The 25,246-nt window shown below is 72.5% G+C and carries 24 protein-coding genes and 1 pseudogene; 11 read left to right on the plus strand and 14 right to left on the minus strand.

The window, feature by feature from the left end:
* Positions 1-215: 215 nt before the first annotated feature.
* On the minus strand, positions 216-1,460 hold the full coding sequence (locus tag E1200_RS13595) for an NAD(P)-binding domain-containing protein (RefSeq protein WP_131952252.1): 1,245 nt from the start codon (positions 1,458-1,460) through the stop codon (positions 216-218).
* A gap of 27 nt (positions 1,461-1,487) precedes the next feature.
* Positions 1,488-2,717: an ATP-grasp domain-containing protein gene (locus E1200_RS13600; protein WP_131952253.1), complete on the minus strand. Its 1,230-nt coding sequence runs from the start codon at positions 2,715-2,717 to the stop codon at positions 1,488-1,490.
* 753 nt (positions 2,718-3,470) lie between these two features.
* Between E1200_RS13600 and E1200_RS34790 the strand changes: the two are divergent.
* Positions 3,471-3,575, plus strand: a pseudogene (locus tag E1200_RS34790) (hypothetical protein); the annotation flags it as partial.
* 278 nt (positions 3,576-3,853) lie between these two features.
* Here E1200_RS34790 and E1200_RS13610 read toward each other — a convergent pair.
* Genes E1200_RS13610 through E1200_RS13645 form a run of 8 tightly spaced genes read right to left on the minus strand, consistent with a single transcriptional unit; the run spans position 3,854 to position 13,626 of the window.
* A complete protein-coding gene (locus tag E1200_RS13610) occupies positions 3,854-5,275 on the minus strand; it encodes a glycosyltransferase (protein ID WP_131952257.1) in 1,422 nt (473 codons plus the stop codon).
* Complete coding sequence (locus E1200_RS13615) at positions 5,256-6,407, minus strand: GNAT family N-acetyltransferase (RefSeq protein ID WP_131952259.1); 1,152 nt, start codon at positions 6,405-6,407, stop codon at positions 5,256-5,258. The genes E1200_RS13610 and E1200_RS13615 overlap by 20 nt, the downstream gene beginning before the upstream one ends.
* On the minus strand, positions 6,404-7,258 hold the full coding sequence (locus E1200_RS13620; RefSeq protein ID WP_131952261.1) for a hypothetical protein: 855 nt from the start codon (positions 7,256-7,258) through the stop codon (positions 6,404-6,406). Before E1200_RS13620 ends, E1200_RS13615 begins: the two co-directional genes overlap by 4 nt.
* Positions 7,242-8,393, minus strand: coding sequence for a glycosyltransferase (locus E1200_RS13625; RefSeq protein ID WP_131952262.1), 1,152 nt, complete (start codon positions 8,391-8,393; stop codon positions 7,242-7,244). The genes E1200_RS13620 and E1200_RS13625 overlap by 17 nt, the downstream gene beginning before the upstream one ends.
* Positions 8,390-9,067 (minus strand): polysaccharide deacetylase family protein, encoded by a 678-nt coding sequence (locus E1200_RS13630; RefSeq protein WP_131952293.1) that lies wholly within the window; start codon positions 9,065-9,067, stop codon positions 8,390-8,392. Before E1200_RS13630 ends, E1200_RS13625 begins: the two co-directional genes overlap by 4 nt.
* Positions 9,039-10,790 (minus strand): lipid II flippase MurJ, encoded by a 1,752-nt coding sequence (locus E1200_RS13635; RefSeq protein WP_243708540.1) that lies wholly within the window; start codon positions 10,788-10,790, stop codon positions 9,039-9,041. Before E1200_RS13635 ends, E1200_RS13630 begins: the two co-directional genes overlap by 29 nt.
* Entirely contained in the window at positions 10,787-12,181 is a 1,395-nt protein-coding gene (locus E1200_RS35205; protein WP_131952264.1) for an O-antigen ligase family protein, read from the minus strand. Before E1200_RS35205 ends, E1200_RS13635 begins: the two co-directional genes overlap by 4 nt.
* Positions 12,178-13,626, minus strand: a complete 1,449-nt coding sequence (locus E1200_RS13645) for a sugar transferase (protein ID WP_131952266.1) — start codon at positions 13,624-13,626, stop codon at positions 12,178-12,180. The genes E1200_RS35205 and E1200_RS13645 overlap by 4 nt, the downstream gene beginning before the upstream one ends.
* 507 nt (positions 13,627-14,133) lie before the next feature.
* Between E1200_RS13645 and E1200_RS13650 the strand changes: the two genes are divergently transcribed.
* On the plus strand, positions 14,134-15,348 hold the full coding sequence (locus E1200_RS13650; protein WP_131952268.1) for an Ig-like domain-containing protein: 1,215 nt from the start codon (positions 14,134-14,136) through the stop codon (positions 15,346-15,348).
* A gap of 61 nt (positions 15,349-15,409) precedes the next feature.
* Entirely contained in the window at positions 15,410-16,852 is a 1,443-nt protein-coding gene (locus E1200_RS13655; protein WP_131952270.1) for a hypothetical protein, read from the plus strand.
* Here the strand turns inward: E1200_RS13655 and E1200_RS13660 are convergent.
* Entirely contained in the window at positions 16,788-17,291 is a 504-nt protein-coding gene (locus E1200_RS13660) for a GNAT family N-acetyltransferase (protein ID WP_131952272.1), read from the minus strand. The genes E1200_RS13655 and E1200_RS13660 overlap by 65 nt on opposite strands.
* 9 nt (positions 17,292-17,300) lie before the next feature.
* Entirely contained in the window at positions 17,301-17,639 is a 339-nt protein-coding gene (locus E1200_RS13665) for a DUF1778 domain-containing protein (RefSeq protein WP_243708541.1), read from the minus strand.
* Between the two features lie 177 nt (positions 17,640-17,816).
* On the opposite strand from E1200_RS13665, the gene E1200_RS13670 reads away from it, so the two are divergent.
* On the plus strand, positions 17,817-18,914 hold the full coding sequence (locus tag E1200_RS13670; protein WP_131952274.1) for a hypothetical protein: 1,098 nt from the start codon (positions 17,817-17,819) through the stop codon (positions 18,912-18,914).
* Position 18,915: 1 nt separating this feature from the next.
* Here E1200_RS13670 and E1200_RS13675 read toward each other — a convergent pair whose 3' ends face one another.
* Both E1200_RS13675 and E1200_RS13680 read right to left on the minus strand, forming a co-directional pair.
* Positions 18,916-19,248 carry a hypothetical protein gene (locus E1200_RS13675; protein WP_131952276.1) on the minus strand — a complete coding sequence of 111 codons (333 nt, stop codon included), beginning with the start codon at positions 19,246-19,248 and terminating at the stop codon, positions 18,916-18,918.
* A complete protein-coding gene (locus E1200_RS13680; RefSeq protein ID WP_165950306.1) occupies positions 19,242-19,655 on the minus strand; it encodes an ATP-binding protein in 414 nt (137 codons plus the stop codon). The genes E1200_RS13675 and E1200_RS13680 overlap by 7 nt, the downstream gene beginning before the upstream one ends.
* Positions 19,656-19,728: 73 nt before the next feature.
* On the opposite strand from E1200_RS13680, the gene E1200_RS13685 reads away from it, so the two are divergent.
* From E1200_RS13685 to E1200_RS13715, 7 genes are all read left to right on the plus strand, one after another.
* Positions 19,729-20,610 carry a helix-turn-helix transcriptional regulator gene (locus tag E1200_RS13685; RefSeq protein ID WP_279484325.1) on the plus strand — a complete coding sequence of 294 codons (882 nt, stop codon included), beginning with the start codon at positions 19,729-19,731 and terminating at the stop codon, positions 20,608-20,610.
* Positions 20,607-20,789 carry a DUF397 domain-containing protein gene (locus E1200_RS13690; RefSeq protein ID WP_131952281.1) on the plus strand — a complete coding sequence of 61 codons (183 nt, stop codon included), beginning with the start codon at positions 20,607-20,609 and terminating at the stop codon, positions 20,787-20,789. Before E1200_RS13685 ends, E1200_RS13690 begins: the two co-directional genes overlap by 4 nt.
* Positions 20,786-20,971, plus strand: coding sequence for a DUF397 domain-containing protein (locus E1200_RS13695; protein WP_131952283.1), 186 nt, complete (start codon positions 20,786-20,788; stop codon positions 20,969-20,971). Before E1200_RS13690 ends, E1200_RS13695 begins: the two co-directional genes overlap by 4 nt.
* A gap of 129 nt (positions 20,972-21,100) precedes the next feature.
* The gene (locus E1200_RS13700; protein ID WP_131952285.1) at positions 21,101-21,895 is read left to right on the plus strand and encodes a hypothetical protein; all 795 of its coding nucleotides are present in this window, start codon (positions 21,101-21,103) and stop codon (positions 21,893-21,895) included.
* Positions 21,892-22,263 (plus strand): GntR family transcriptional regulator, encoded by a 372-nt coding sequence (locus tag E1200_RS13705; protein ID WP_131952287.1) that lies wholly within the window; start codon positions 21,892-21,894, stop codon positions 22,261-22,263. The genes E1200_RS13700 and E1200_RS13705 overlap by 4 nt, the downstream gene beginning before the upstream one ends.
* Before the next feature lie 113 nt (positions 22,264-22,376).
* Positions 22,377-23,534: a methyltransferase domain-containing protein gene (locus E1200_RS13710; protein WP_131952289.1), complete on the plus strand. Its 1,158-nt coding sequence runs from the start codon at positions 22,377-22,379 to the stop codon at positions 23,532-23,534.
* A gap of 199 nt (positions 23,535-23,733) precedes the next feature.
* On the plus strand, positions 23,734-25,246 hold a 1,513-nt coding region (locus tag E1200_RS13715), incomplete at its 3' end, for an MFS transporter (protein ID WP_131952291.1).

A 25,246-nucleotide genomic window follows, 5' to 3' on the forward strand; every position in this document is an offset into this window, starting at 1 on the left:
TCCTGGTCCTGCCCGCCGCCCACGCGACGCCCGCCGCGCCCGCCAGCCGTTCGGAGCGGATCCGGTCCGGTGCCTGGACGCTGTACTCCCGCTGGGACTGGTGGCTCGCCAAGACCCGCACCGACCGCGCCCGCCGCGCCGCCCACCCCTACCGCCGCTGAAACCGAACGGCGGGCCGCCCTGGTCGGGCGGCCCGCCGTTCGGAGGAGGCTTCTTCACCGCATGTCCGGCTCCAGTACGGCCGCGTGCCGCCCCGTGTACTGCCGCCTGCGCGGCACGTCCCGGCCGATGTGGTGGGCGATCCGGCGGGCCGCGAAGTCGGCGCCGTGGACGAAGCGCATCACCGGGCCGAACGTCGGCGCCGCGGCGAGGCCCGCGAAGTAGAGGCCCCGCACCGACGACTCGAAGTCGCGGGTGAGCACCGGCGCGCCGTGCCGGGTGGTGACGCGGGCGCGCAGTTCCGGGGAGAGCATCGTGAGGCGCGCGATGTCCGGGACGAACCCGGTCGCGGCGATCACGTGCTCCACCTCGGTCACCTGGCGCCGCCCGTCGCGGCCGACGGTGGTGAGGGCCACGCCGTCGTCGCCCTCGACGACCTTGGCGACGCGGCGGCCCGTCGAGACGCGGACGCGCTCGTCCAGCCGGTCGCGCAGCCACCACGAGCCCGCGGGCGGCAGCGTCTCGCGGACGAGCCGGTCGCGGGTGCTCTCCGGCAGGTGCCGGACGAGGCCGGGCTGCTCGGCCCACAGCCACGTCCGGTAGCCGGTGCCGAGCCCCGAGCGGGGCCCGCCGCGCAGCAGGCTCCAGGGCGAGCGCCGCGCCTCGGGCACCGTGTTCCAGTCGAGTTCGGCGCGGCGGGCGATGACGTGCGGGCGGGCGCCCGCGTCGGCGAGCAGGACCGCGGTCTCCAGGGCGGACTGCCCGGAGCCGACCACCGCGACCTCCTTGCCCGCGAACAGGCCGAGGTCGTGGTGGGCGCTGCTGTGCGAGACGAGCCAGGACGGCAGGCCCGCCAGCTCGTCCGGGATGTGGGCGAACGGGCCGACGCCGATGGCGGCGACGACCGCGCGGGCCGCGATCGTCTCGCCGGTGGACAGCGTGACGGCGTACCCGTCCGGACCGCCGCGCTCGACGGTGACGACCTCCGCGTCCTCGGTCCCGGGGATCGTGACGGCGGCGAACCAGCGCCCGTACGCCACGAACGTGTCCAGGGGGATCGGCTGCCCGAGGCGCCAGTCCGGGTGGCGGTCGGTGAAGCGCATGCCGCGGTGCGGCGCGCCGAGGCTGGACGCGAACGGTTCGGACTTCAGGAACATGCCCGCCGGCATGTTCTCCGCCCAGAACCGCATCGGCCGGCCGATGATCCGGACGCCGAGTCCGAGGTTCTGCAGGTGGGCCGCCGTGGACAGGCCGTAGGGCCCGGCGCCGGCGATGACGACGTCGCTGGCCGAGTCGCTCATTGTTCGATCCCCCGTGTGAGTGTGGTGTTACCTGGTGCGGAGCCGCTCGACCGCGCGGAGCACGCTCTGCCGGCCCATCGCGAGGAAGGGCGGCAGGTCGTCGCCTGCGTACCAGGCGAACTCGTCGGCCTCGCGGAGCGGGCGCAGGGTCCTCGGGCGCAGCAGCGGCCGGCCCGCGGCCTGCCGGAGGTAGTGGTTCTCCACCAGCAGGTTGCGGCCGAACGCGGGGCGCGCGCCGGGGACGCGGCGGCCCGACTGGTGCAGGTGCAGGACGCGGGCGAGGTCGAGCCCGGCGCGGTCGGTGAACAGCCGGAACTGGGCGCCGATCCGGGGGTTGAAGTCGAGCAGGTGGTAGGCGCCGTCGGCGGCGTCGTAGCGGAAGTCGAGGTCGACGAGCCCGCGGCAGCCGAGCAGCCGGACGATCCGGACGGCGAGCCGCCGCAGCTCGGGGTTGGGGGCCCACTCCCCGGCGACGGTGTGCCCGGCCTGCGGCGGGTGCGCGAGGTGCTTGCGGCCCGTCCCGCCGAACAGGCAGCCGAGGGACTCGTCGAAGTAGCCCTGGAAGAACCAGTCGCCGGTGGCGGTCGGGATGCGCCGCTGGAGGATCAGGGGGCCGGCGTCGCCGTCCGGGTCGCGGTCGCGGGAGGCGCCGAACAGCCGGTGCGCGGTGCCGAGGGTCCGCACGACGGTGGTGCTGCGCATGCCGGGGGCCAGCCGCCACGGCCGGGCCCATTTGGCGATCAGCGGGAGGCCCAGTTCGGCGGCGGCCTCGTCCACCTCGTGGGCGGACGCGGGCGTCCGGCTCGGCGGGGTGGCGATGCCGTGCCGCTCGCACGCCCGCGCCAGCCGCGCCTTGTCGGCGACCCGGCGGGGGACGTCCGGGTCCTGCCGGGGGAAGACGAAGTGGGGCGTCAGCGCGTCGGCGTGCTCGGCGACGAAGATCGCGCCGGCGTCGTCCACCGGGACGAGCAGCGCCCGGCGGCCGATCCGCTCGCCCACCACCCGCAGGTGGCTGAGCAGCGCGGCGGGCTGCTCGGGGGGCGGGGCCCAGGGGTGCCCTTGGTGGAGGTAGCGGGAGCGGGACGCGGGGGTCGCGCGCCCCTCCAGAATCGCGTGCACCGGCACGCCGGCGCGGCCGAGGCTCCGGATCACGCCGAGCGTCCCGTGGTGGAACACGTTGCGGTCGGTGCGCAGCAGCAGCACGGGAAGGCCGGTGTCGAGGCGCGTCCCCGGCGGGGCCTGTGTGTCGAAGAACATGCGGTCAGCGGACCCATTTCAGCGAATTATGGGGCACGACGCCCTTCCGAGATTCCGGAAACGTAAATTCTGGCGCAGCCCGGCCAATCCCCTTGTTCCGGTGGCGGACGCCCTGGGCATACCCTACGCATGCGAGCTCCCGATATCCATTCAGGGGGGCGTCGGCAGGGGCGGCGGCGACAAAGAATGATTCCCTTCTGTCCGCTCCCTTCCATTTTGGCCGTGTCGGTCATGATGGTGGCGCTCACCGCATCGACATTGGCGGCCTACCCGTTCACTCCGGCGGTGCAGAAAACGGCGAAGTACGTGCCATTGGGGGTGTTCCTCGGTTCGGGTGAGGAGGGCGTCGCCCGGATCGGGCCCTTCCAGCGCTGGCTCGGCTCCACGGTGACGGTCGGGCGCACCTACCTCCCGGGGACCCACTGGGCCGACATCGACGGGCCGCGCCGGATGCTCACGGCGTGGGCGCGCTGGAAGGCGGCCGACCCGCGCCGGATGCTGGTGGTCAACGTCCCGATGATCACCCCGAACGAGGCGGCGCTGCCGGAGCCGGTGGTGCGGTCGCTGCTGCGCGGCGGCGCGGCCGGCGCGTTCGACGTCCACTTCCGCACGCTCGCCGGCCGGCTGGTCGCGCTGGGGGCCGGTGACACGGTCATCGTGCTCGGCTGGGAGATGAACGGGGCGACCTACAACGGGCGCTGCGCCCCGGACCCGCGCACCTGGAAGGCGTACTGGCGGCGCATCGTCGCGACGATGCGGTCGGTGCCCGGGGCGCGCTTCCGGTTCGACTTCGCGCCGACGCGGGGCCGGGACGCCATTCCGTGGACGGAGTGCTACCCCGGCGACGACGTCGTCGACATCATCGGTTCCGACAGCTACGACCAGCCGGCCGGTAAGTCGTTCGAGGACTTCGTCGACGAGCCGTACGGGCTGCGCGCGCAGGCCGAATTCGCCGCCGCGCGCGGCAAACCGCTCTCGTTCCCGGAATGGGGTCTGTTCCGCAATTCCGACAACCCCGATTATATCCAGGGAATGCACGACTGGATCATGTCGCACGATGTCGTGTACCACTCGATCTCGGACTACTGCCCGCACGGTGTCTGGGCGTGCGGGAGCAATCCGCGTTCGTCGAACCTCTACCGCGAACTGTTCGGCGGTGTGACGGCTCCGGCGCCCTCGCCCTCGTATCCCGCCGCACCGGCGACGCCCTGGACCTGGCCCACCGTGCCGCCTTCCCGGCCGCCTGCGGCGCCCTCGTCCACGCCTTCCGGGGAGCCGTCCGCCGAGCCGTCCGCCGAGCCGTCCGCCACGCGGCCGCCCGCGCCGCCTTCGCCGCGGCCGCCGAGCAGGCCGCCGGCGACGGCCCGCGCGTCCGCCGGGCCCTGATCGGGCGGCCCGCCGAGCCCCGCGGCCTCGCGGGTGACGGCGGCCAGCAGCGACAGCGTCTCCGACAGGTCGTAGCCGGCCGCCGCGGCGGCGGCCGCCCGCCCCTCGCGCTCGGCGAGCGCGGGCCGGGCGAGCCGCACGGCGATCTGCTCGGCGAGCGCGGCGGGGTCCTCGACGGGCACGAGGGCGCCCAGCCCGGGGCGGACGACCTCGGTGACGCCGGGGACGTCCGCCCCGACGACGGGCCGCCCCGTGGCGAGCGCCTCCAGCGCCGTGAGCGGCAGCCCCTCCCACCGGGACGGCAGGACGACGACGTTCGCCGCGGCCAGCCAGGGCCGGGGGTCGGCCACGGCCGGGACGAACAGCACGCCCGGCACGTCCAGCCGCTTCAGGGCGGCGACGTCCTCCCCGTCACCGACGATGGCGAGCCGGGCGGCCGGGCAGCGCTCCACGACGTCCGGCCAGGCCGCGAGCAGGACGTCCTGCGCCTTCTGCCGGGTGACGCGGCCGATGCAGACGGCCAGCGGCGTCCCGGCGGCGAGGCCGAGGCGGGTGCGCGCGGCCAGCCGGGCGCGGGAGCCGGCGGGGCCGAACCTGCGGCGGTCCACGCCGTTGCGGACGAGCCGGTAGGGGCCGCGGACACCGGCCCGCATCCCCTCCTCCAGCTCGCCCGCCCCGACACAGACCAGCGCGTCGCTCCGGCGGGCGGCGAGCCGTTCCCAGGCGCGGCCGGCGAGGGCCTGCGGCCCGGTCGCGGCGAGCCACGACCAGCCGTGCGGCTGGAAGAGCACGGGTGTGCCGCGGCGGCGCAGCAGCCGTCCCGCCAGGCCCGCCTTGGCGGAGTGCAGGTGGATCACGTCGGGCGCGAAGGTCCGCACCAGGCGGCGGAGGCGGAGCGCCTCCAGCACGGTCCCGGGTCCGGGCGCCCGCCCGGCGGGCCACCTGAACCAGGGCACGCCCGCGGCGGAGCAGCGTTCGGACAGGTCGCCGCCGGGCGGCGCGGCCACGGCGACGTCCCAGCCGCGTCTGCGCTGGTCGGCCGCCGCCTGCGCGACGTAGACGGCGACCCCGCCCGCGTTGGGCCGGCTGACGTGCAGCACCCGCAGCGGGGCGGCTCCGCCGTCGGTCTCGGTCTCGGCCTCGGCCTCGGTCTCAGTCCTGTCCTGGTGCATGGCCTTCCCACCGCCGGTGCCGCCGGGCCGCCAGGTGCGCGCGGGTCCGGGCGAGCCCGGCGAACGCGGTGGCGGAGGCGGTCCGGCCGAGGATGATCCGCTGGTTCTGGACGGGCGTCGGGCGCCATTTCAGCTTGTACGGCTCGTCGCCCCGCAGCAGGCTGACGCCCTGCCGGTTGCGGTCCCGCGCGAGGGCGAGGTTCTCGCGCAGCAGCATCAGCGAGACGTCCACGCAGCCGCGCAGGTCGGGCAGCGCGCCGTACAGGTAGGCGCCGACGTACCGGTGGCCGATCAGGACGACGTCGGCGGCGACGAGCCGCCCGTCCCAGCGGTACTGCAGGACGGCGGCGCGCCCGTCGCGGACCATCCCGCTCGCGGCCTCGGCCAGGTGGCGCCGGAACCGGTCGCGCGTGTGCTCGGGGTTGACGGGACGTCCCCGCCACTGCCGGAGGTGCAGGTCCACCAGCGCGTGGACCGCGTCCGGCACCCCCTCGTACGGCACCTGCTCGACGGTGATGCCGCGGACGTCGATCTTGCGGAGTTTCGCGCGCATCTTCCCGGCGGTGCGGCGCGGCAGCCGGGCGAGGACGTCGTCGATCCCGGCGGCGGGCAGTTCGAGGCAGACCGACGCCGGGAGCCGCCACGACCGGCGCGGCCACTGCTCCGCCACCAGGTGCGCCGCCGAACCGGGGCGGACCTCGCGCAGGTCCAGCGCGCACCAGCCGTGCTCGTCCAGCAGCGCCCGGGTCAGGTACCGCGCGGCGCCGTCGGCGTACACGGGGTCGATGAGGAAGTCGGTGAAGTCGCTCTGCTCCCCGGCCAGCGGCAGCAGGACCGGGAAGCCGTGCCGGACGCCCGCCATCAGCGGCGCCGCCGCGACGGCCCGGCCGCGGCAGCGGACCAGCACCAGGCGGAGCCGGCCGCTCGTCCCGTACCAGCCCCACCACGCCTTGAGCCACTCGTAGGTCTGGAAGGGCGTCGCCGCCGGGCAGCGGTCGTACAGGTCGCGCAGTTCGCCCGCCAGGCCGACGAGCGCCTGCTCGTCGCGGTGCACCTCCACCGACCATTCGGCGGCGGACGCGGCGAACACGGCGGGCGCGGTGTCACCGCGGGTGAGGGCGGACAGGGTCACGAGCCCACCCCCGTGCGCCCGGCGCCCGCCGGCGCGGCCGGCCCAGCGGCGTCCGGCCCGGCAGTCCCCTGCTCGGTGGTACCCGGCCCGGGGATCCCCGGCTCGGACGCGGCGGGCGGTTCACCGGCGGACGGGTCCGGCAGGGCGGCGCGCCGGCGGCGGGCGGCGGCCGCCCGCCCGCGCCGGCCGCTGAGGACGGCGGCGCTGATCCCGGCGAGCAGTCCGCCGGACGCGGTGCCGACGGCGATGTCCAGCGGCGGGTTCGGCGACACCGGCGCGGCCGGCGGCTGCGCGGGCGTCATCAGCGCGACGCGGACCCCGGTGTCGCCGCGGTGCGCCGCCCCGTACCGGACGAGCGCGTCGGCGGCGGCGTTGGCGTAGGCGGCGGCGGTGCGCGCGGTCCGTCCGGTGCCCGCGAGCCGGATCAGCGGCGTGTCCGGCGAGGTGGACGCCTGGACGTGCTCGCGGATGTCGCCGGGCGCCGTGTCGGGCATTCGCGCCTTCGCGTGGACCAGCGTCTCCGGCAGCGGGGCGAGCCGCCCGTACACCTGCGCGAAGCTCACCGCCGTGGGTCCGGACTGCCCGCCGGCCGCGCCCTCCTCCACGACGATCACGTACGCCGACGCGGTGTAGGTGCTGGGCGCGAACAGCGCGTATCCGAGCCCGCCGAGGAAACCGGCCACGACGAAGCCGACCGACAGCCGGAACCGCACCAGCAGCTCGGCGGCCGGGCCGCGCGCGCGGCAGGCGGCCACGACGAGCGCGCGCCTCGGGCGGCGGCGCACGGGCGCCCCGGGCGGCCGGACCCGTCTGCCCGCGGGTCTCCGCTTGGCGTCATGTAGCGGCATCATGTGCCCTTTCTCGGGTCGGGGCGTCCTCGCGGAAGGACGGCTCGGCGACGGTGGTGAGGCCGTCCTCGTAGAGCCGGGTCAGCCGGGCGGCCTGCTCGGTGATGGCGTACCGGGCGACGACCGGCGGCACCGGCAGCCGCTCCCGCGGCCCGCGGACGAGGTGTTCGAGCTCCGCGCTCCAGATCCGCGCGTCGGTGGGGAGCCGCCGCGCCTGCGGCGCCTCCCCGGGCGGGCGGTCGTCGAGGGCCGGGCAGGTCGTGTACCGGACGGGGAGCCCGGCGGCCAGCCCCTCCAGGACGGCGAGGCCGAACGACTCCTGGACGGACGGGGCGGCGAGCACGTCCATCGCGGCGAGGGCCCCGGCGACGTCCGAGGTGCCCCCGGCGAAGATCACCCGGCCGGCGGCGCCCGCGTCGCGGGCCAGCCGCTCCAGCCGCGCCCGCTCCGGGCCGGTCCCGACCAGCAGCAGCCGGACGCCGCGCAGCGGCGCGACCGCCTCGACCAGCAGGTCGAACCGCTTGGTCGGGACGAGCCGCCCGACGGCGCCGACGATCCGCTCGTCCGGGGCGATGCCGAGCCGCCGCCGCGTCGCGGCGCGCCGCGCGGCGTCGAACGCGAACCCGGCGGCGTCGATGCCGTTCGGGATCACGACGATCCGGCCCGGCCGCACCCCCCAGCCGCGCAGCCGGGCGGCCACGGTCGGCGACACCGCGACGGTCGCCGATCCGAGCCGCTCCGTCGCCCGGTACAGGGCCCGGACGCCGCGGGACGGGACGCGGCCCTCGATGTGGCCGTCGCCCAGCGAGTGCTCGGTGGCGACGATGCGGGGCGTGCCCGCCATGCGCGCGGCGATGCGCCCGTAGACGCACGCCCGGTACAGGTGGGTGTGGACGACGTCGTACCGCCCCCGCCGGATCAGCCGCGCGAGCCGGGGCAGCGCCGCCAGGTCGCGGTTGTGGCGCATGCCGATCTCGTGGACGGGGACGCCCGCCCCCCGGATCTGCGCGCCGAGCGTCCCGGTCCGGGTGAGCGTCGCGACGTCGCAGGCCACCGGCAGGTGGCGCAGCAGCAGGGCGAGCTGGCGTTCGGCGCCGCCGTGCTCCAGCCCCGTGATGACGTGCAGGACCCGGGTCACACGCGGCTCCGGTTGCGCAGTTCGTGGCGGAGGAGCTTGGCGCGCATCCGCAGCGGCCCGTCCCGGTCGCCGATGTAGGCGCGGGGCAGGGCATGGCGGGACGACTCGTCCGGGCGGATGTGGCAGGCGTAGTCGTAGCCCGCCGCGCGGGCCGCCTCGATCTCCCGCTCCGTGGCGTGCCCGTAGGGGAAGGCGAAACCGGTGACGGGTCCTTCTATGACCTCCTCCAGGCGGGAGCGGCTCTCCTCCAGCTCTTCGCGGAGCTCGGTGTCGTCGGTCTCCGGAAGGGACACGTGGTGCCGGCCGTGGGAGGCGATCTCGATGCCCGCTTCGGCGACGGTGCGGAGCTGCTCGTCGGTCATGAGGGGTTTGCGGGGGCCGTCGTCCCAGGCGTTGTAGGTGCCGGTCCGCCCGGACACGATGAACACGGTCGCGCCGAACCCGTACCGCAGCAGCACCGGGAGGGCCCTGGTCGCGAAGTCGGCGTACCCGTCGTCGAAGGTGAGCCCGACGAGGCCGCGCGCCGTGCCCGCGGCGCGGGCGTCCAGCAGCTCCGCGACGCCGGCGCCGCGCAGGCCGCGCGCCCGCAGCCACGCCATCTGCCGCTCGAACCGCGCCGGCGACACCGTCACCAGGTGCGGGTCCTCATGGAAGTGGTCGACCGAGTGGTACATCAGCACCAGCGGCGGCCGGCGGATCTTCTCCGCCGGCCGGATCCCGCCGGGCCGCCCGGTCTCGGCCGGGTGTGTCGTCGGTTCGGTGGGCTGGGTCACGTGTCTCCCCCGAGTCGGTGCGGGTGCGGCGTCCGAGCGCGCCGGACGGTCCCGCGGTGTTCCATGAAGCGGTGATCCATGAAGCGACGGGGCCGGGGCCCGCCAGGACGGTCAGGGCGGCGAAGGCCGCGGCGGTGCCGGCGCCGCCGGCGGCGAGCCGGACGAGCGCGGGCGTCCCGTCGCCGAGCAGGGCACCCGTGCCGAGGCCCGCCGCGCAGGCCGCGGCGGCGATGAGCATGAGCCGCAGGACGTCCCCGGCGATCGGCCGCAGCGGGACGGGCGCGACGCCCCGCCGCAGCCCGGCCAGCAGCAGGACGGCGGCGACGGTGATCCCGGCCGCGTTCGCGGCGGCCAGCGCGAGCGTCCCGGCGGACGCGGCGAACGCGCCGCCGATCGCGGCGGTGACGGCGAGGCCCACGGCGAGGAAGCCCGCCGGGCGCCAGGTCGGCCGCCGCTGCGCGAAGAACGCGCGGGCGGCGAGGCCGACGGCCGACTGCCCCCACAGGCCGAGGGCGTAGACGCGCAGAATGCCGGCGGTGCGCCGGGTGTCCTCGGCGGTGAACTCGCCGTGCTCGAACAGCACCTTGATGACGGCGGGCGCGAACGCGATGAGGAACGCCGCGGCGGCCAGCACCATCGCGCTCGCGATGGCGAGGTCCTGCCGGATGCGGTGCGCGACGCGGGCGGTGTCGCCGTCCGCCATCGCGCGGGCGAGGCCGGGGAACGTCACCGTCACGATCAGCAGCGACAGCACCATCGGGACCTGCGCGACCTTCTGCGCGTAGTTGAGGTGCGAGATCGACCCGGCGGCGAGGTCGGAGGCGAGGAAGCGCTCGACGAACACCTGCGCCTGCCGGGTCACGGTGTAGACGACGACCGGCGCGACGGCCAGCAGCAGGATGCGCGGCGCGACGTCCCGCTCGCGCGGCGCCGGCGGAGCGGCGGGCGCGGTGGTGGGCGGTGCGGCGGGTGCGGCGGTGGGCGGCGTGCGCAGGCAGCGGACGAACGCGGGCGCCTGCACCGCGATCATCAGCAGGCTGCCGCAGGCGACGCCGACCGCGACGCCGATGATGCCGATGTGCGCGGCGAGCGCCGCGATCAGCACGAGGATGCCCGCGTTGTAGGCGAGGTAGATCGCGGCGGGCGGCCCGAACCGGTGGTGGGCCCGCAGCGTCGCGCTCATGAACCCGGCGACGCCGAACGTCACGACGGTGACCGCCGTCAGCCGCACGCACTGGACGGCCGGACCGCGCTCGGTGAGGCCGGGCGCGAGGACGTCCACGATGAGCGGCGCGGCGGCGATGAGCAGGAGCGTCCCGGCGGACAGCGCGACGGCCAGCCGGGGCAGGGCCGTCGCGGCGAAGGCCCGCGCGCCGTCGCCCCTTGCGAGCAGCCGCGTGACGACGGGCACCATGAGCAGCGCCATCGCGTCCTCGATGAGCAGCGGCGAGACGGTCTCCGGGATCGTCCACGCGACGAGGAACGCGTCGGTGGCGCCGCTCGCGCCGAACAGGTGCGCCACCACGAGGTCGCGGACGAACCCGAGCCCGGTCCCGGCGCCGATCAGCACGCCCGACAGGGCCGCGGCGCGGCCGACCGAGGTGGCGCGGGCGACCGAGGTCATGGCCGCGCCTCCGCGGGCCCGTGCTCGCCGAGCGCCCGGCACGCCACGATCCCGAGGACGATCGCGAACAGCGCGCAGGTCGACCCGCCCAGGTCGGCGTACAGGAAGTTGACCAGCAGGAACGCCAGCAGCGACACGCTCACCAGCCAGAACGGGTCGCGGACGCGGCGCCGCGACCACAGCCCGGCGAGCAGCACGCCGACGAACGCCGCGAGCCCCGCCAGGCCCACCACGCCCTGCTCGGACAGGAACAGCAGGTACTCGTTGTGCGGCGACAGGAGCGGCTGCCGGATGTAGCCGTGCACGGGGTCGGCGGTCTCGCTGCCCGACGACAGCTCGATCCCGGCGTAGGTGTCGCGGTAGGCGGCGAAGTTCTTCGGCCCGACGCCGGCGACGGGATGGTCCTCCCACATCCGGACGGCCGTGGCCCACAGGTGGTAGCGGTCCGCGACGGACCGGTCGGGGTCGCTGATCGACCCGGCGATCGACCCGGCGCGGTCCAGGACGGCCGCGGACCCGCCCCCGGCGAAGACCGGCGCCACGAGCAGCAGCGCGGCGCAGCAGGCCAGCACCTTCACCGCCGTCCAGCGGTTGAAGAGCACGAGGGTGAGGAGGGCGGCGGCGCCGAGCGCGAGCCACGTCCCGCGGCTGAGGGCCAGCGCGAGCGCGACGGACAGCACCCCGAGCCCGAGCAGCGCGGCGGGGCGGGCGGCGCGGCCGCGTCCCGGCGCGTACAGCGCGAACACGGTCAGGATGAGGAACGCCATCGCCGTCACGATCGACATGGCCATCACGTCCACCGCGCCGAACGAGCCGACCGCGCGGATGTTCTCCCCGTTCAGCGACGCGCCGTTGCCCGTGGCGGACTGCCAGATCCCGTAGCCGGCCTCCCCGAGCCCGAGCGCGACCACCGCCGAGCACACGATCGCGAGGTCGCGGCGGTCCCGGACGAGCAGGACGACGGCCAGCGGCACCAGCACGAAGATCTGCGCGTTCCGCACGAAGCCGGGCAGGCTGGCGAGGATGTCGGCCGAGCACACCGTGCTGACCCCGAACGCGGCCACCAGCGGCCCGAACGCGGGCAGCGCCGCGGACGGCATCGTGACCCGCCGGGTGACCAGCAGGTACGTGGCGGCGAGCACCAGCAGGACGCACGCGACGTCACCGGCGGCGACCTGCACACCGGGCCGGAACGCGTGCGTCCCGGGCGGGATCGCGATGCTCAGCACCGCCGCGGCCACCAGCCAGCTCGGCCGCTCGGCCACCACCCGGACCGCCCTGGCCGCGGCCGCCCGCCGCTTCCGGTGCGCCGGAACCGCCCGGTGCGCCGGTGCCGGCCGGCCCGCCGCGGGGGCCTCCGACCAGGTGAAGGGGGATGCGTAGTCGGTCATCCGGCGTCCCGGCACAGCATCGCGCGGACGGTCAGCAGCAGGATCTTCAGGTCGCCCGCGAACGACCAGTGGTCGATGTAGTGGTTGTCGAGCCGCGCGCGCAGCTCGATGGAGGTGTCGCCCCGGAACCCGTGGACCTGCGCCCACCCCGTCATCCCGACCGGGACGCGGTGCCGCAGCAGGTAGCCGGGGCAGCTGCGCGAGAACTGCTCCACGAAATGGGGGCGCTCCGGGCGCGGGCCGACGAGGCTCATGTCGCCGCGGACGACGTTCCACAGCTGCGGAAGCTCGTCCAGCGAGGTCGCCCGCAGGAACCGCCCGACCCGCCCCACGCGGTCGTCGCCCTTGACCGTCCAGCGGGTGTCGGCCTCCTGCTCGTCGGCGGGCTTCAGCGTCCGCAGCTTCAGCAGGACGAACTCCTCGCCGCCCAACCCGATCCGCCGCTGCCGGAACAGCACGCCGGGGCCGCCCTCCAGCCGCACGGCGAGCGCGCACAGCGCCAGCGCCGGCGACACGGCGACCAGCAGCAGCGACGCCGCGACCAGGTCGAGGAGCCGCTTGGCGTACCGGGCCGCCGGCTCGCGCAGCCGCCAGTCGACCCGCGCGCACGGCAGCCCGGCCAGGTACTCCCGCCGCGCCGGCGCCACCGGGACGACGTGCGAGGGCGGCTGAACGAGCAGCGTCTCGCACGGCAGCCCGAACGAGATGCGCAGCACGGCGTCCAGGTGGCCGGGGTCGACCTCCTCGGCGACCACGATCAGCGTGTCGATCCCGTACTCCTCGACGAGCGCGGGCAGGTCGGAGGTCTCGCCGAGCACGGGCACGACCGCCCCGCACGTCCCGGTGCCCGGGTCCGGCACCGCGACCTGACCGACCGCCGCGAGCCCGAACTCGCCGCGCTCGCCCAGCAGGTCGACCAGGTGCGCGGCCGTGCCGCCCGTCCCGACGATCAGCGCCGGACGGGCCCGGGAGCGCCGGCACCGGTACGTCCGGACGGCAGCGTTCGCGAACGCGCGGACCCCGAACGACACCGACACCGTGACCACCGCGATCCACAGCCACGCCACCGCCGCGACGCCCGGCAGCAACACCGCCGCGAGCGCGCCGACGAGCAGCGTCCGGGCCAGCAGCGCCGGCGCCTCGGCCAGCAGCGAGGGGTTGCGGCGCGTCCGGTAGAGCCCGCCCGCCGCGTTGCACGCGACCACGGCCGCCGCCGCCGCGCCGGGCACGGCCCAGCCGGCGGCGGACCGGTGCACGGCGACGACCATCGCCGAACCGTCCGCCACGGCGAGGCACACGGGGTACAGGACGGCCAGGAGACGGGCGCCCACCGGGCCGCGGCGGCGCGCGACGACCGGGGCGAAGGCCGCCGCGGACCTGCCCCGGGCGATATCAGCCGGTGCCGCGCCCGAGTCGATGGCGGGACTCAGCCCCTGGGCACTCATCGCGCGTCCCTTCAGACAAGAACTCACCCGGGAGGTGACTTTGCGGGGCCCGTCGCGGGCGGCCACGCCCCAGCATCGCAGCGCTTTCCAGCGAAGAACACCGCTTTTAACCGCCACCTCCACAATCTTGAATAGGAGATCAGCAGAAGCCTGTGACCTGCGTGAACACCCCAAAGAGGCCGCGATATCAGATCAAAGCGAACACCGGCCGGCCACACTTGTCACCGCAATTTCTTGTTCGCCGGAAAGGGCCGAATATCTTCGGGCGCGTCCGGGAGTGCCCCGCTCCGCGACCCCCGGGCAGCGGCGGAACACGGCCCCGAAGATCCGGGAACGGCCCACCTGGAGCGAACCTTCGCGGGACGATGGACGTATACGTCATCGGACGCCGCCGCCCGGCCGTCCCGCCGGGACCGAGGCCCGTTCGTCGACGTTCCTGGTGCCGTCCCGTGTCGCGCGGGCCCGGCGGGCTGATGAGGGAGAACGGTGCGAGGGAAAGCGTTCGTGATGACGCTGGTCCTGGGGCTAGTCGCGGCCTGCGGCGGTGGCGACGACGGCGGCGGCCGCGGCGGCGGCGGGGAGCCCCCGGCCGACGACGGCCTCCCGCGGGTGGCGATCGTCCCGGCGGACGGCAGCGGCAAGGCCCGTCCCGACCAGGGCGTGACGGTCACCGCCGCGGGCGGCACGCTCGGCCGGGTCTCGGTGAAGCTGAAGGGCGCCGACGTCCCCGGCCGCCTGTCCCCGGACAAGACCACCTGGCGTTCCAAGTGGACGCTGCAGCCCGGCGGCCGCTACGAGGTCTCGGCGACGGCGACGTCCCCCGAGGGCAAGTCCGCCACCGCGACCAGCGCGTTCCGCACCAGCCGCGCCGTCGCCGCCACCCGCGTCAACAACGTCGTCCCGTCGGAGGGCGAGACGGTCGGCACCGGAATGCCGGTCTTCGTCCAGTTCAACAAGGCCGTCCCCGAACGCGCCAAGCCCGCCATCGAACGCAGCGTCGAGATCTCCTCGACGACCCCGACCGAGGGCGCGTGGCGCTGGCTCAGCGCCGGCGAGTCGTTCAACGGGCTGCCGTCCCTGGTGTTCCGGCCGAAGCGTCCGTGGAAGCCCCGGCAGAAGGTCTCGGTCACCGTCCACTACGCGGGCCTCCGGATCGGCGACCGCGTCTTCGGCGACCGCGACGTGACCCGCAACTTCACGATCGGCGACTCCCACACGGTCACCATCAACGCCAAGACCCACCGCCTCGTCGCCAAGCAGAACGGCCGCACCGTCCGCTCCTGGGGCGTCAGCCTCGGCTCCGGCGGCGAGGTCAAGAACGGCGTCGACACCCTGCTCACCACCAGCGGCGTCCACCTGACCATGGACCGCAGCCGCATGGAGCGCATGGTCTCGCCCGGCAAGAAGAAGGGCGACCCGGGCTGGTACGACGAGAAGATCCCGTGGGCGACCCGCATCACCAACAGCGGCGTCTACATCCACCAGAACACCGCCGACCCCGCCTGCCTCGGCAAGCGGAACTGCAGCCACGGCTGCGTCCGCTCCCCCACCGCCGACGCCAAGTGGTTCTACCACTGGTCCTACCGCGGCGACATCGTCACCATCACCGGCACCAAACGCGAACTGACCTGGACGAACGGCTGGGCCTACTGGCAACTACCCTTCTCCAAGTGGGCGAAGGGCAGCGCCCTCGGCAAACCGATAACAACCACCCGCGCCTGAGTTCTGTCCGAAGAACGCCATTTCCCATCAAGGGTCATCCTCGCCTTGACAGAATGACCCGATGAGCCATGCCGACACCGACCTGAAGATCGTTTCGATCGTGCGGTACGTCGATGCCTGCGATCCGGCGGACAGGCATCGCGACTGCCCCCATTCCGTCCAACGGGACGGCGTTTTCACATGCCATGAAGAATGCCGAGACCTTCTCACGTCCTTGCTCAGACGCGGCCGCACCCCGGCCATGTCGAACCCACATGCCTTCGACGCCCGGCAGATCCGGCTCAGCGAGACGGAGCCGACGCCGAACGTCCTGTGGCACACCTCGTCGCTATTGCAGGTCGTGGTGAAAGTCGCGCGTACCAACCCCCTGGGCGAGCACGATGGCATCAACCTGCGGAGGTACGTCGACGCCACATCGGCTCTGGGAGCACTGGGATGCCGCGGCCTCGACCCTGAAGGACTCATACGCCGGGGAGTCGCGGAGACCGTCAAGCTGGCGATCGCCGGATGGCTGGAGATCTCGGAACTGACGGACGAGTCGCGACGGGACACCGCGCTTCTCGACCGGTGGCGCACATTCTTCGCGGAGAGTGCCGAGAAGCCGGCCTCCCCCGGGGATTACATCGAGGCTGCCCTGTTCGGGCGATGCGCAGAGCGTCTGAACGCATGGCTCCAAACCGCCCCTGTCGAAGATCTGCTTCGGTGGCGACCACCTGAGGAGTGGCCGGAATCCCCACCGTCGGCTTCGGCGGGTTCGGAGACCGAACTCTGGACATGGCTCGTCGAAAGGTACACGGAGACCTACCTGAGCGAGTGGTCGCTTGACTCACTGAAGCGCGAGTACACATTTCTGAAGGGCACCTGGCGCCCCGGCCTTCCTACCGAAATTCTGGACGGGCGGATTCTGGCGATAGAGGAGGTCGCCACCGAACTCGCCGAGCGGGCCGTGGCCGAGGGCGACTCCATCGATCCGGCGACGATGACGTCGCTGATCAACCAGGCGGCCGCCCTGCTGGAGACGGGCCAGCGCAAGGCGGCGGCGGCCCTGATGGACGGTGCTCGCAGGCTCAAGCCATCCGACCTGGTATTGCAGCAGAACCACGCATTCTGCTTCCTCCCGGATCACCCCGGAAGAGCACGAGCAGTGTTCAAGGAGGTTCTGGCAAAGGAAACTCCACGTCCCCAGGTCACCCTGTGCAACCTCGCGTTGGCCGAGTTCCTACTCGGGGACGCCCCTGCGGCACTTCAAGCTTGCGACCAGGCGTTCCGGGCGGTTGCCCAGAAGAGAACGCTGGCTTACCTCTGGGTGAGGAACGCGGATGGCTGGGAGATCGAGCAGACCTCGATGCCCCGGTGGATAACACGTCTGGGAGCGGAGATCGAGGCATCCCAGGGCGCACCGCACGGCCCCTGGACCGCAAGGCTGGCGGAAAGCGACATCACTGGGCAGGGAGGTTCTTCCGCAAGTCCTTCATCAGAAGGTACAGGTGAAGGGGATCCGTAGGCGACGGCTCGAACTCCGCCTGGCGCATATAGAACGCTTTGGCTCGCTCGTCCTTGGCGTGGACCAGCAACGCACGCACGCCGATCTCGTCGGCCGCGTTCGCCACCCGCACCAGGGCGTTCCCGAGCAAAGCCCTGCCCAGTCCCTTTCCCTGGACTGCTGAATGTACGGCGAGCCGTGTCAGGAGGATGACCGGAACAGGGTGGGCCGGCGTGCCACGGAGGATCCTGTCCGGGGCCTCCGCTCTCTCGGCACCACCCGTCGCGAGGGCGTAATAGCCCACCACCCTCTTCTCGGACGACGTGACGAACACGGTGGACATGCCCGCCTTCTGATTCACCAGCGCGAATCTTTTCAGCCAGTCGTCCAGGTCGGGTTGCCCGCTGTCGAACGCGTCGAGATCGTCTTGCGCGGTCAGCTTGCTGATCTTCGAGAACACCGTCGACCTTCAGTCCTCGAAGAGACCGGAGTCCTCGGAAAGGAGTTCCGCCAGCCGCGGCTTCACAACGGCAGGCCGTTCCAGAGCATCCTGGAACGCGTCCCATGCGGCGTCATCGAGCATGAACCAGCGACGATCCGCGAGCACCTGTTCGGCCGCCGCACTCGCGCTGTCGAGGACGAACGCGGTCACCGTCTTGTTCGTGGCCTGGGCCGCCATACGGATCAGCGCATCCTGCCGTGCGTTCGCACGGAGATTGAGCCGCGTCCCCCGCGGGGCCTCCGCCTCAAGATCACCCTCGCGCCCGCCCATGCGCCACCCCTTCAAAGCCGTCTTCTTACCGTACACACATCGTATGTACACCACAACCGTGTTGGACCGGCTGCCATCAACCAGTGCGCCACCAGGCCCGACGCGGGACGGAGCGGCCGAGAGGCGCGCGCTACCCTCACAGGCGAAGTTCGGAAGAACGATCCCCGGGAAGATCACATCCCGACCTGACTGATCGGGCCGACGGAGCGACCTGTGGCTTTGAAGATCGTCCTGCATATCGGCCTGCAGAAGTCGGGCACCACGTTCCTGCAGCACATGCTGCAGGACCACCAGGAGACTTTGGCGCAGAGCGGCGTCCTGTATCCGATCCCGCGGGACTGGGAGCGCGGGCGGCGGACCGTGGCCAACCACGAGTGGGCGAGCTACGGCCTGCTCGGCACCGAGTACCCGTGGGTGTCGGAGGCGCGGGCGGCCAAGGAGGAGCCGTCGTGGCGGGCGCTGCTGGAGCAGGTCAGGGCATCATCCGGGACGGTGCTGCTGTCGGCCGAGGCGCTGTCGGTCATCCGGTCGGACGCCGTCTCCCGCCTCTTCGCCGCGCTCGGCGCCGACGACGTCGAGGTCGTGATCACCGCCCGGACCCTGGGGCGCGCGCTGCCCTCGCTGTGGCAGCAGCACATCCGCAACGGGCTGAGCACGAGCTTCGAGAGCTACCTCAGGAGCCTCGCCCGGCAGCGGGACGCCGACTTCGAAAGCGTCCCTGACGCGCACATCTGGCGGGCGTTCATGCTGAGCGGGTTGGTCCGGCGCTGGATCGAGGCCGGCGCGTCCCGCGTATCGGTGGTGACCAGCCCCGGCAAACCACCGCAGCTTCTTCTCGACCGCTTCACCCAGGCGGCGGGCCTACCGAACCTGACCCACACCCCTGTCGCGGACCGTCAGGCCCACACCGGCCTGACCGCACCCGAAACGCTGGCGCTCGCGTCCCTGAACGCCTTGTTCCGGGACGAAGACTGGCCCAAGGGGAGGGCCGATCGGGCGCGGCAGGCCATCACCGAGAGCTTCCAGGCCCGTGACGGGCGCGGCGGCAAGGTGACCGTCCCGCCCGGCTGGCGTTCCCGTGTGGCCGAGTGGAGCCAGGAGGACCTCGACGCCCTCCAGAAGACGGACGCGCACATCGTCGGTGACCTGGCCGACCTCCACTACGACCCCGCCCTGGACGAGACGGCCCCGGTGACCCCGGAGGAAACCGCCCGCGCCGGCGCCGCAGCGGCCCTCGCCCTACTCGACGCGCAGCCCCGGGAGTCCGCCCTACGTCGCAACAAACGCCGCCTACGCCGCCTGGTGCCCTGACTCACCAGGTGGACGGGAACATGCGGTGTTTCAGAAGCAGATCGACCCGCTCCGCCGCCGCCTTGGCGTCCCCACAGGGGAAGAGGTAACCGGCCCGCCCTCGCTGGACGTCGTGGTAGGCCCACATCCCACCAGGGACGGCCCGCACGCACACCACTACACCCACGTCCTCCGCGACCCCGCTGGCGTAGACCCAGAGCAACGGCCGGGGGAACTCGCGCCCGTACAGCCGCACGCACCGCCACCCAAGCGCCTTGACCGCGAGTGCGAGTACGTCCAGTTGGCGGACGGCGACCCGCCGCTCCCGGTTCGTCCGTCCCCGCCCCCTCAGCACGCGACGGCCGCCCAGACCCACTTGCCGGACGGCTCGGTCTTGCGCACGCCGCACTCGGACGAGAGCGCCTGGACGAGCGGCAGGCCCCAGCCGCCCGTCCCGTCGTCGTAGCCGTCGTCCAACGCCCGCGCGTCCGGAACGACGTCGTCCAGCGTGAGTTCGGCGACCGGACTCACCACCGGCATCTGATCGGACGGGTCCCACACCGCCAGCACGACCGCCCCCGCCTCCCGGGTGAACCTGACCCGGATCTCCCGATCCCGCGCGATTTGCACCGCATTGGTGACGAGTTCCCCGCAGATCAGCAGAACATTGTCGGCGACCTTCGCCAGCCCCCATTCGACAAGCCGGAACTCCACCAGCGCCCGCACCATCCCCGGCACCGTCCCCGCCGCCAGACATGCCATATGAAGTTCGCCCGAATTAGCAGCTTTTACACCCATCGACCTACCCCTTCGCCTTCTCGTTTTCAGGACAAGAGTGGGTCGCTTGCTTTACTTTGACGACACTTTCAGGAGCACAGAAAACAAGCGATCTTCCTCGGGGGCACCGTTGGAAAGCCACGACTCGCTGGACCCGCGCTCATCGTTGTGGGATCTCGTAGCGGTTCAACTGCGCAATCTCCGCCTCAACCACGGATGGACGTGCCAACAGGTAGGTGACGTGGCCAACGCGTCCCGCTCGCATGTTTCAAACTGGGAGGCCGGCCGCCGACGCCCCTCGGTTGCGAACCTCGCCCCGCTCGATGAGGCGTGGGACACCGCGAACCTGCTGACCTCCCTCGCCGAGCACGCCAAGGAAGGCCACGACCGGCCCCGCGTCGGCTCCTTCCTCCAATACGAACAAACCGCCATGTCGCTCAAGAACTACAGTTCGGATGTCGTGTTCGGCCTGCTTCAGACCGAGGAGTATGCTCGTTCGCTGTTCCAGCGCGGCGGCGTCGTTGACGATATCGAAGCGGCCGTCAACGACCGCATGGAGCGTCAGCAGCGGCTTCACGAAGCAGATCCTCCTCACTTGTGGGTCGTACTCGCCCAGCCAGTCTTGTGGTGGCAGGTCGGCGGCCCCGAAGTGATGCGATCCCAACTCAAGCACTTGCTCCAAATTTCGGAGCCTGCCCACATCAGCCTGCGTGTCCTCCCCGTTTCTGCAGGCTGGCCGGGCGTAAGCGGATCCCTCAGCCTCATGACGACCCGCGAGACGGAAGTTGCCTACCTAGAGTCCGGACGCATGGGCAGGCTCGTCGAGCGACCCCCCGAAGTACGAGATCTCCGCGTAAACTACGACCGTATTGGGGCACTCGCGCTCCCAGAGGACCAGTCACGTACGCTGATCAAGAACATGCTAGGACTGATCAAATGATCACTTGGCGGAAGTCCAGTCACAGCGACGAAACCGGCGGTCAGTGTGTGGAGGTGGCAGCTCTATTCGATGCCATTGCCATTCGCGACAGCAAGGCACCAGAGAGCGGTCACCTCACCCTCCCCCCCAAAACCTTCGTTCACCTCCTGACCCAGTTGAGGCGGAAGGAGTCGAGGTGAGCCCGACATGGCGGAAAGCCCCGCAATCAGACGACTACGGCAACTGCATCGAACTCGCCGCACTCGCCGGTGCCGTCGCCATCAGAGACAGCAAGGCCCCCGACGTCGGCCACCTCATCCTCACACCCCGCGCCTTCGTCCGCCTCCTCGCTCATGTCAGACAAGGTTCGGTGTCGCGCTGATGGCGAGCGCCGGTAGTCCGCTCTACGTCGCAATAGGCGCCGCCTACGCCGCCTGATGCCCTGACCGTTGACTTTGTCGCAAGCTTTGACGCATTATGTTGAGTCAAAGCTTGCGACAAAGGAGTGGTCATGGCCCGTGACGTCGAGCCGTCGACTGGTCTGCGACTGGCGGAAGTGTGGCTGGCCAAGCACGGCTTGGACGACGTCCGCCCGACTCCGCTGCTGGCCACGCGGCTGGTCGTCCGGGAACGCGCCCGGCTCGGCGCCGCGGTCATCCTGGCCGTGCTGATCATCGCCAGCGGGCTCGCCGCCCTTCCCGCCTTCGACGGTGATCGGACGCTCGGCCCGCTGCGGTTGCTGGCCTTGGTCGCGCTGGTGGTCGGGCTCCTGCTGGCACAATCGCTGCTCGACCGGTGGGTGCGGCGCGTCGACCGGCGGGCGGGCGCGGCCCTGTCCCGCAGAGTGACGCATCCGGTCCACCCTGGCTGGCGGACCGTGCTCGGGTGGCCGTACGCCGTCTTCGCGGCCGCCACGTGCGTCGGAGCGATGGTGCTGGTCGCGAGCGCCCTGGCCGTTCCCGACCCGGCCGTGCGGCAGGTGGCCGCCGGCCTGCTGATCGGCCTGCTCGGCCTGACGGCGGTCAACGCAATGCACCTGCGCCACCTGCTGCGACGTCCGGTCGTGGCGGAAGACGAAGGGTCGCTGACCGCCGACGTCATCATGCGCATCGAGGACGCCCGCGACCTCACCAGGCCGATCGTGCAGTTGGCGCTGCCCATGACGTTCTTGTTCGGTGTCGCGCCCGGCTGGTGGAGCGCCACCGCCGTCGCCTTCCTGATCCTGAGCATGATCGCGTGCGTCGCGCTTCCCTTCCGGACGCCGTCCAGCGCGACCGTGGCCCGGCGGGCCATGAGCGGCCGATGATCGTCATCGACGCGGCCTCGCCCATTCCGCCGTTCGAGCAGCTGCGGGCCCAGCTCGCCCGGCAGATCCAGGACCGCACGCTGGCCGTGGGCACCCGGCTACCGCCCATCCGTCACCTCGCGGCCGACCTCGGCCTGGCGGTCAACACCGTCGGCCGGGCCTACCGGGAACTGGAGGAGGCCGGCCTGATCGAGACGCGCGGCCGGGCGGGTTCGTTCGTGTCGGCCGCCGGCGAGGAGGGGCGGGAGCGAGCCCGCCGGGCCGCCGCCGACTACGCGTCCGTGATCGCCAGCGTCGGCATCGACACGGATGAGGCGATCCGCATCGTCCAAGCGGCTCTCACTTCCGGCACGCCGGCACCGTCCTGATCGCGGCCGACCCGTGGTTCTATGCAGAAGTACCTATTGACGGAGAGTGTGCCGTCCTCACTATTCGTACGTAGGTATTTCGCAGCTGGAGCAGCCGGAGGAAGTAGCGGGTGATGGAGGGTGTTGCGCGGCGTTCGGAGGCGCTGGTCGAACGGCTTTCGGCGGCTGGGTGGCTTACCCAGGGGCCGGTGCGGACGGCGTTGCGCGACGTCCCCCGGCATGCCTTCGTTCCGGCGATCGCTTGGACCGGTGAAGGCGACCGGGTGGACCGGGCCACCACGCCCGAAAGCTGGCTTGACCTGGCCTATCGGGACGACGCCATCATCACGCAGCTCGATGACGGGGAGACCGATGTCGCCACGGGGGCGGGCCGGTTCACCTCGTCCTGTTCGGCGCCCAGCACCGTCGTTTCGCTGCTTGAGCTGCTGGACGCCGAGGTGGGGCACCGGGTCCTGGACGTCGGCACCGGCACCGGATGGACCGCGGCCCTGCTCTCCCGGATGGCCGGGGCAGAGAACGTCACCAGCGTGGACGTCGACCCCTTCGTCTCCGCGCGGGCTGCGGAGAATCTCAAAGGGGTGGGGCTGGCCCCTCGTTTGGTCGTGGGTGATGGCGGCGAGGGGTGGGCGGAGAGCGCCCCCTTCGATCGGGTGCATGTCACATGCGGGGTGTCGCACGTCCCCTATGCGTGGGTGCGGCAGACAAGGCCGGGGGGTGTGGTCGTGGCCCCGTACGCGCCCGGATTCGCGTCCAGTCACGAACTGCGGTTGGTCGTCATGCCCGATGGGACGGCGGTGGGACGGTTCAGCGGTTACGCGTCCTACATGATGATGCGTTCGCATCGGCAGCCGCCTTGGCCTGCGGCGGAGGACGAGGGGGACGAGTCCACGACGGCGATCGACCCTCGCACGATCGGCTACGCGCCGGCCGGAGCGGATCTCGCGATGGGTGCGTTCCTGCCCGGTATCAACGCCCAGGGGCGGCACGAGGGTGACACATACGTCCTGCGGCTTTGGTCGGCGCGGGCTTGGGTGGCCGCGACCTACCGGCAGGGTCAGCGTGAATACGAGGTGCGTGGAGACCGGAGCCTGTGGGAAGACGCCGTTCGCGCGTATTTCTGGTGGGTCGGCCAAGGCAGCCCGGGCCGCGACCGCTTCGGCCTCACCGTCACCCCCGAAACGGAGACCGTGTGGCTGGACGCTCCGGCGAATCCCATCCGGCCCGAAACGAACTACTGGACGCCCGCGAGTCCTTCGGAGCGCGCCGGGTGACGCTCCTCGCGATCAGGGTTCGTCGGGGGCGGGTCGTACGCTCGCTTAGGTCGTGCGGCCGAGGTGGTGCGGGACCTTTGGCCGAGACGGGCGCCAAGCCGGAATCGGGGACTCCATCGGTGACTTCCTAACTCGCAGGCGACCAGCGGCCCGTGCGGGGCCGGACGCCTGAGCCGACCGGCGAGGAAGGAAACGGAATATGGCGCTTGTCCGCAGGCGGTGGATCGGGCTGGCGGTGCTCACGCTGCCCACACTGCTCATCTCGATCGACATGACCGTGCTGCACCTGGCCGTCCCGCAGCTCGGCGCCGACCTGGACCCGACCGCGAACCAGCTGCTGTGGATCCTCGACATCTACGGCTTCATGATCGCCGGTTTCCTGATCAGCATGGGCGTGCTGGGCGACCGGATCGGGCGCCGGAAGGTGCTGCTGGTCGGCGCGGCCGCCTTCGGTCTCGCGTCCCTGCTGGCCGCGTACTCCACCAGCGCCGAGATGCTCATCGTGTCCCGGGCGCTGCTCGGCGTGGCCGGGGCGACGCTGATGCCGTCGACCATGTCGCTGATCCGCAACATGTTCACCGACGACGCCGAGCGCACCAAAGCCCTAGCGGTCTGGATGGCCGGCTTCATGGTGGGGTCCGCGATCGGCCCGCTGGTCGGCGGGCTGCTGCTGGAGTTCTTCTGGTGGGGCTCGGTCTTCCTGCTCGGCGTTCCGGTGATGGTGATCCTGCTGCTCGCCGGGCCGTTCCTGCTGCCCGAGTACCGCGACCCGGAGGCCGGACGGCTCGACCTGCTGAGCGCCGTCCTGTCGCTGGGCACCGTGCTCCCGCTCATCTACGGCATCAAGCGCATCGCCACCCATGGCCCGGACGGGACGGTCGCGGTGTCCGTCGCGGCTGGTGTGGTGCTCGGCATCGCGTTCATGCAACGGCAGCGCCGCCTGGCCGACCCGATGATCGACCTGCGGCTGTTCCGCTACCGCAACTTCAGCATCTCGCTCGCCTCGCTGATGATCGGGCTCGTCGCGATGGGCGGCGTGCTGCTCTTCGTCAACCAGTACCTGCAGCTCGTCCGGGGCCTGTCGCCGTTGGAGGCGGGTCTGTGGATGCTTCCGCAGGCCGCTGCGGTGCTGCTGAGCACGCAGCTCGCGCCGAGGATCACCGGCAGGTTCCGTCCGGCGGTGATCCTGGCGGGGTCCATGAGCATCGTGACGGTCGGCGTGCTGCTGGTCAGCACCGGCGGGCTGGCGGGGGCCGTCGTCGGGCTGGTCGTGATGGGCGTGGGCTTCGGCCCGTGGATTCTCCTGGCGATCGACCGGATCATCACCACGGCGCCTCCGGAGCGGGCCGGCGCGGCGTCGGCGATCTCGGAGACCGGTCAGGAGTTCGGACTCGCCGCCGGGATGGCGCTGCTCGGCAGCCTCGGGACGGCGATCTACCGGGACGGCCTGGGCGAATCCCTGCCGTCCGCCGTTCCGCCCGCCGCCGAGAGCGCGGCCCGCGAAAGCCTCGCCGGGGCGGTGGAGGCCGCCGAACGCCTTCCCGGACCGGTCGGCCCCCAGATGCTGGACGCCGCCCGGGACGCCTTCACCACCGGCCTCCAGGTGACGTCCCTGATCAGCGCCGCCATCATCGCCGCCGGAGCCATCGTGATCGGCCTGCTGACCCGCAACGAGCCGGCCCCCACCCCCGAAATCGTCAGCACGCCGACCC

Origin of the sequence: Actinomadura sp. GC306, assembly GCF_004348665.1 — a bacterium.
Taxonomy (GTDB): domain Bacteria; phylum Actinomycetota; class Actinomycetes; order Streptosporangiales; family Streptosporangiaceae; genus Spirillospora.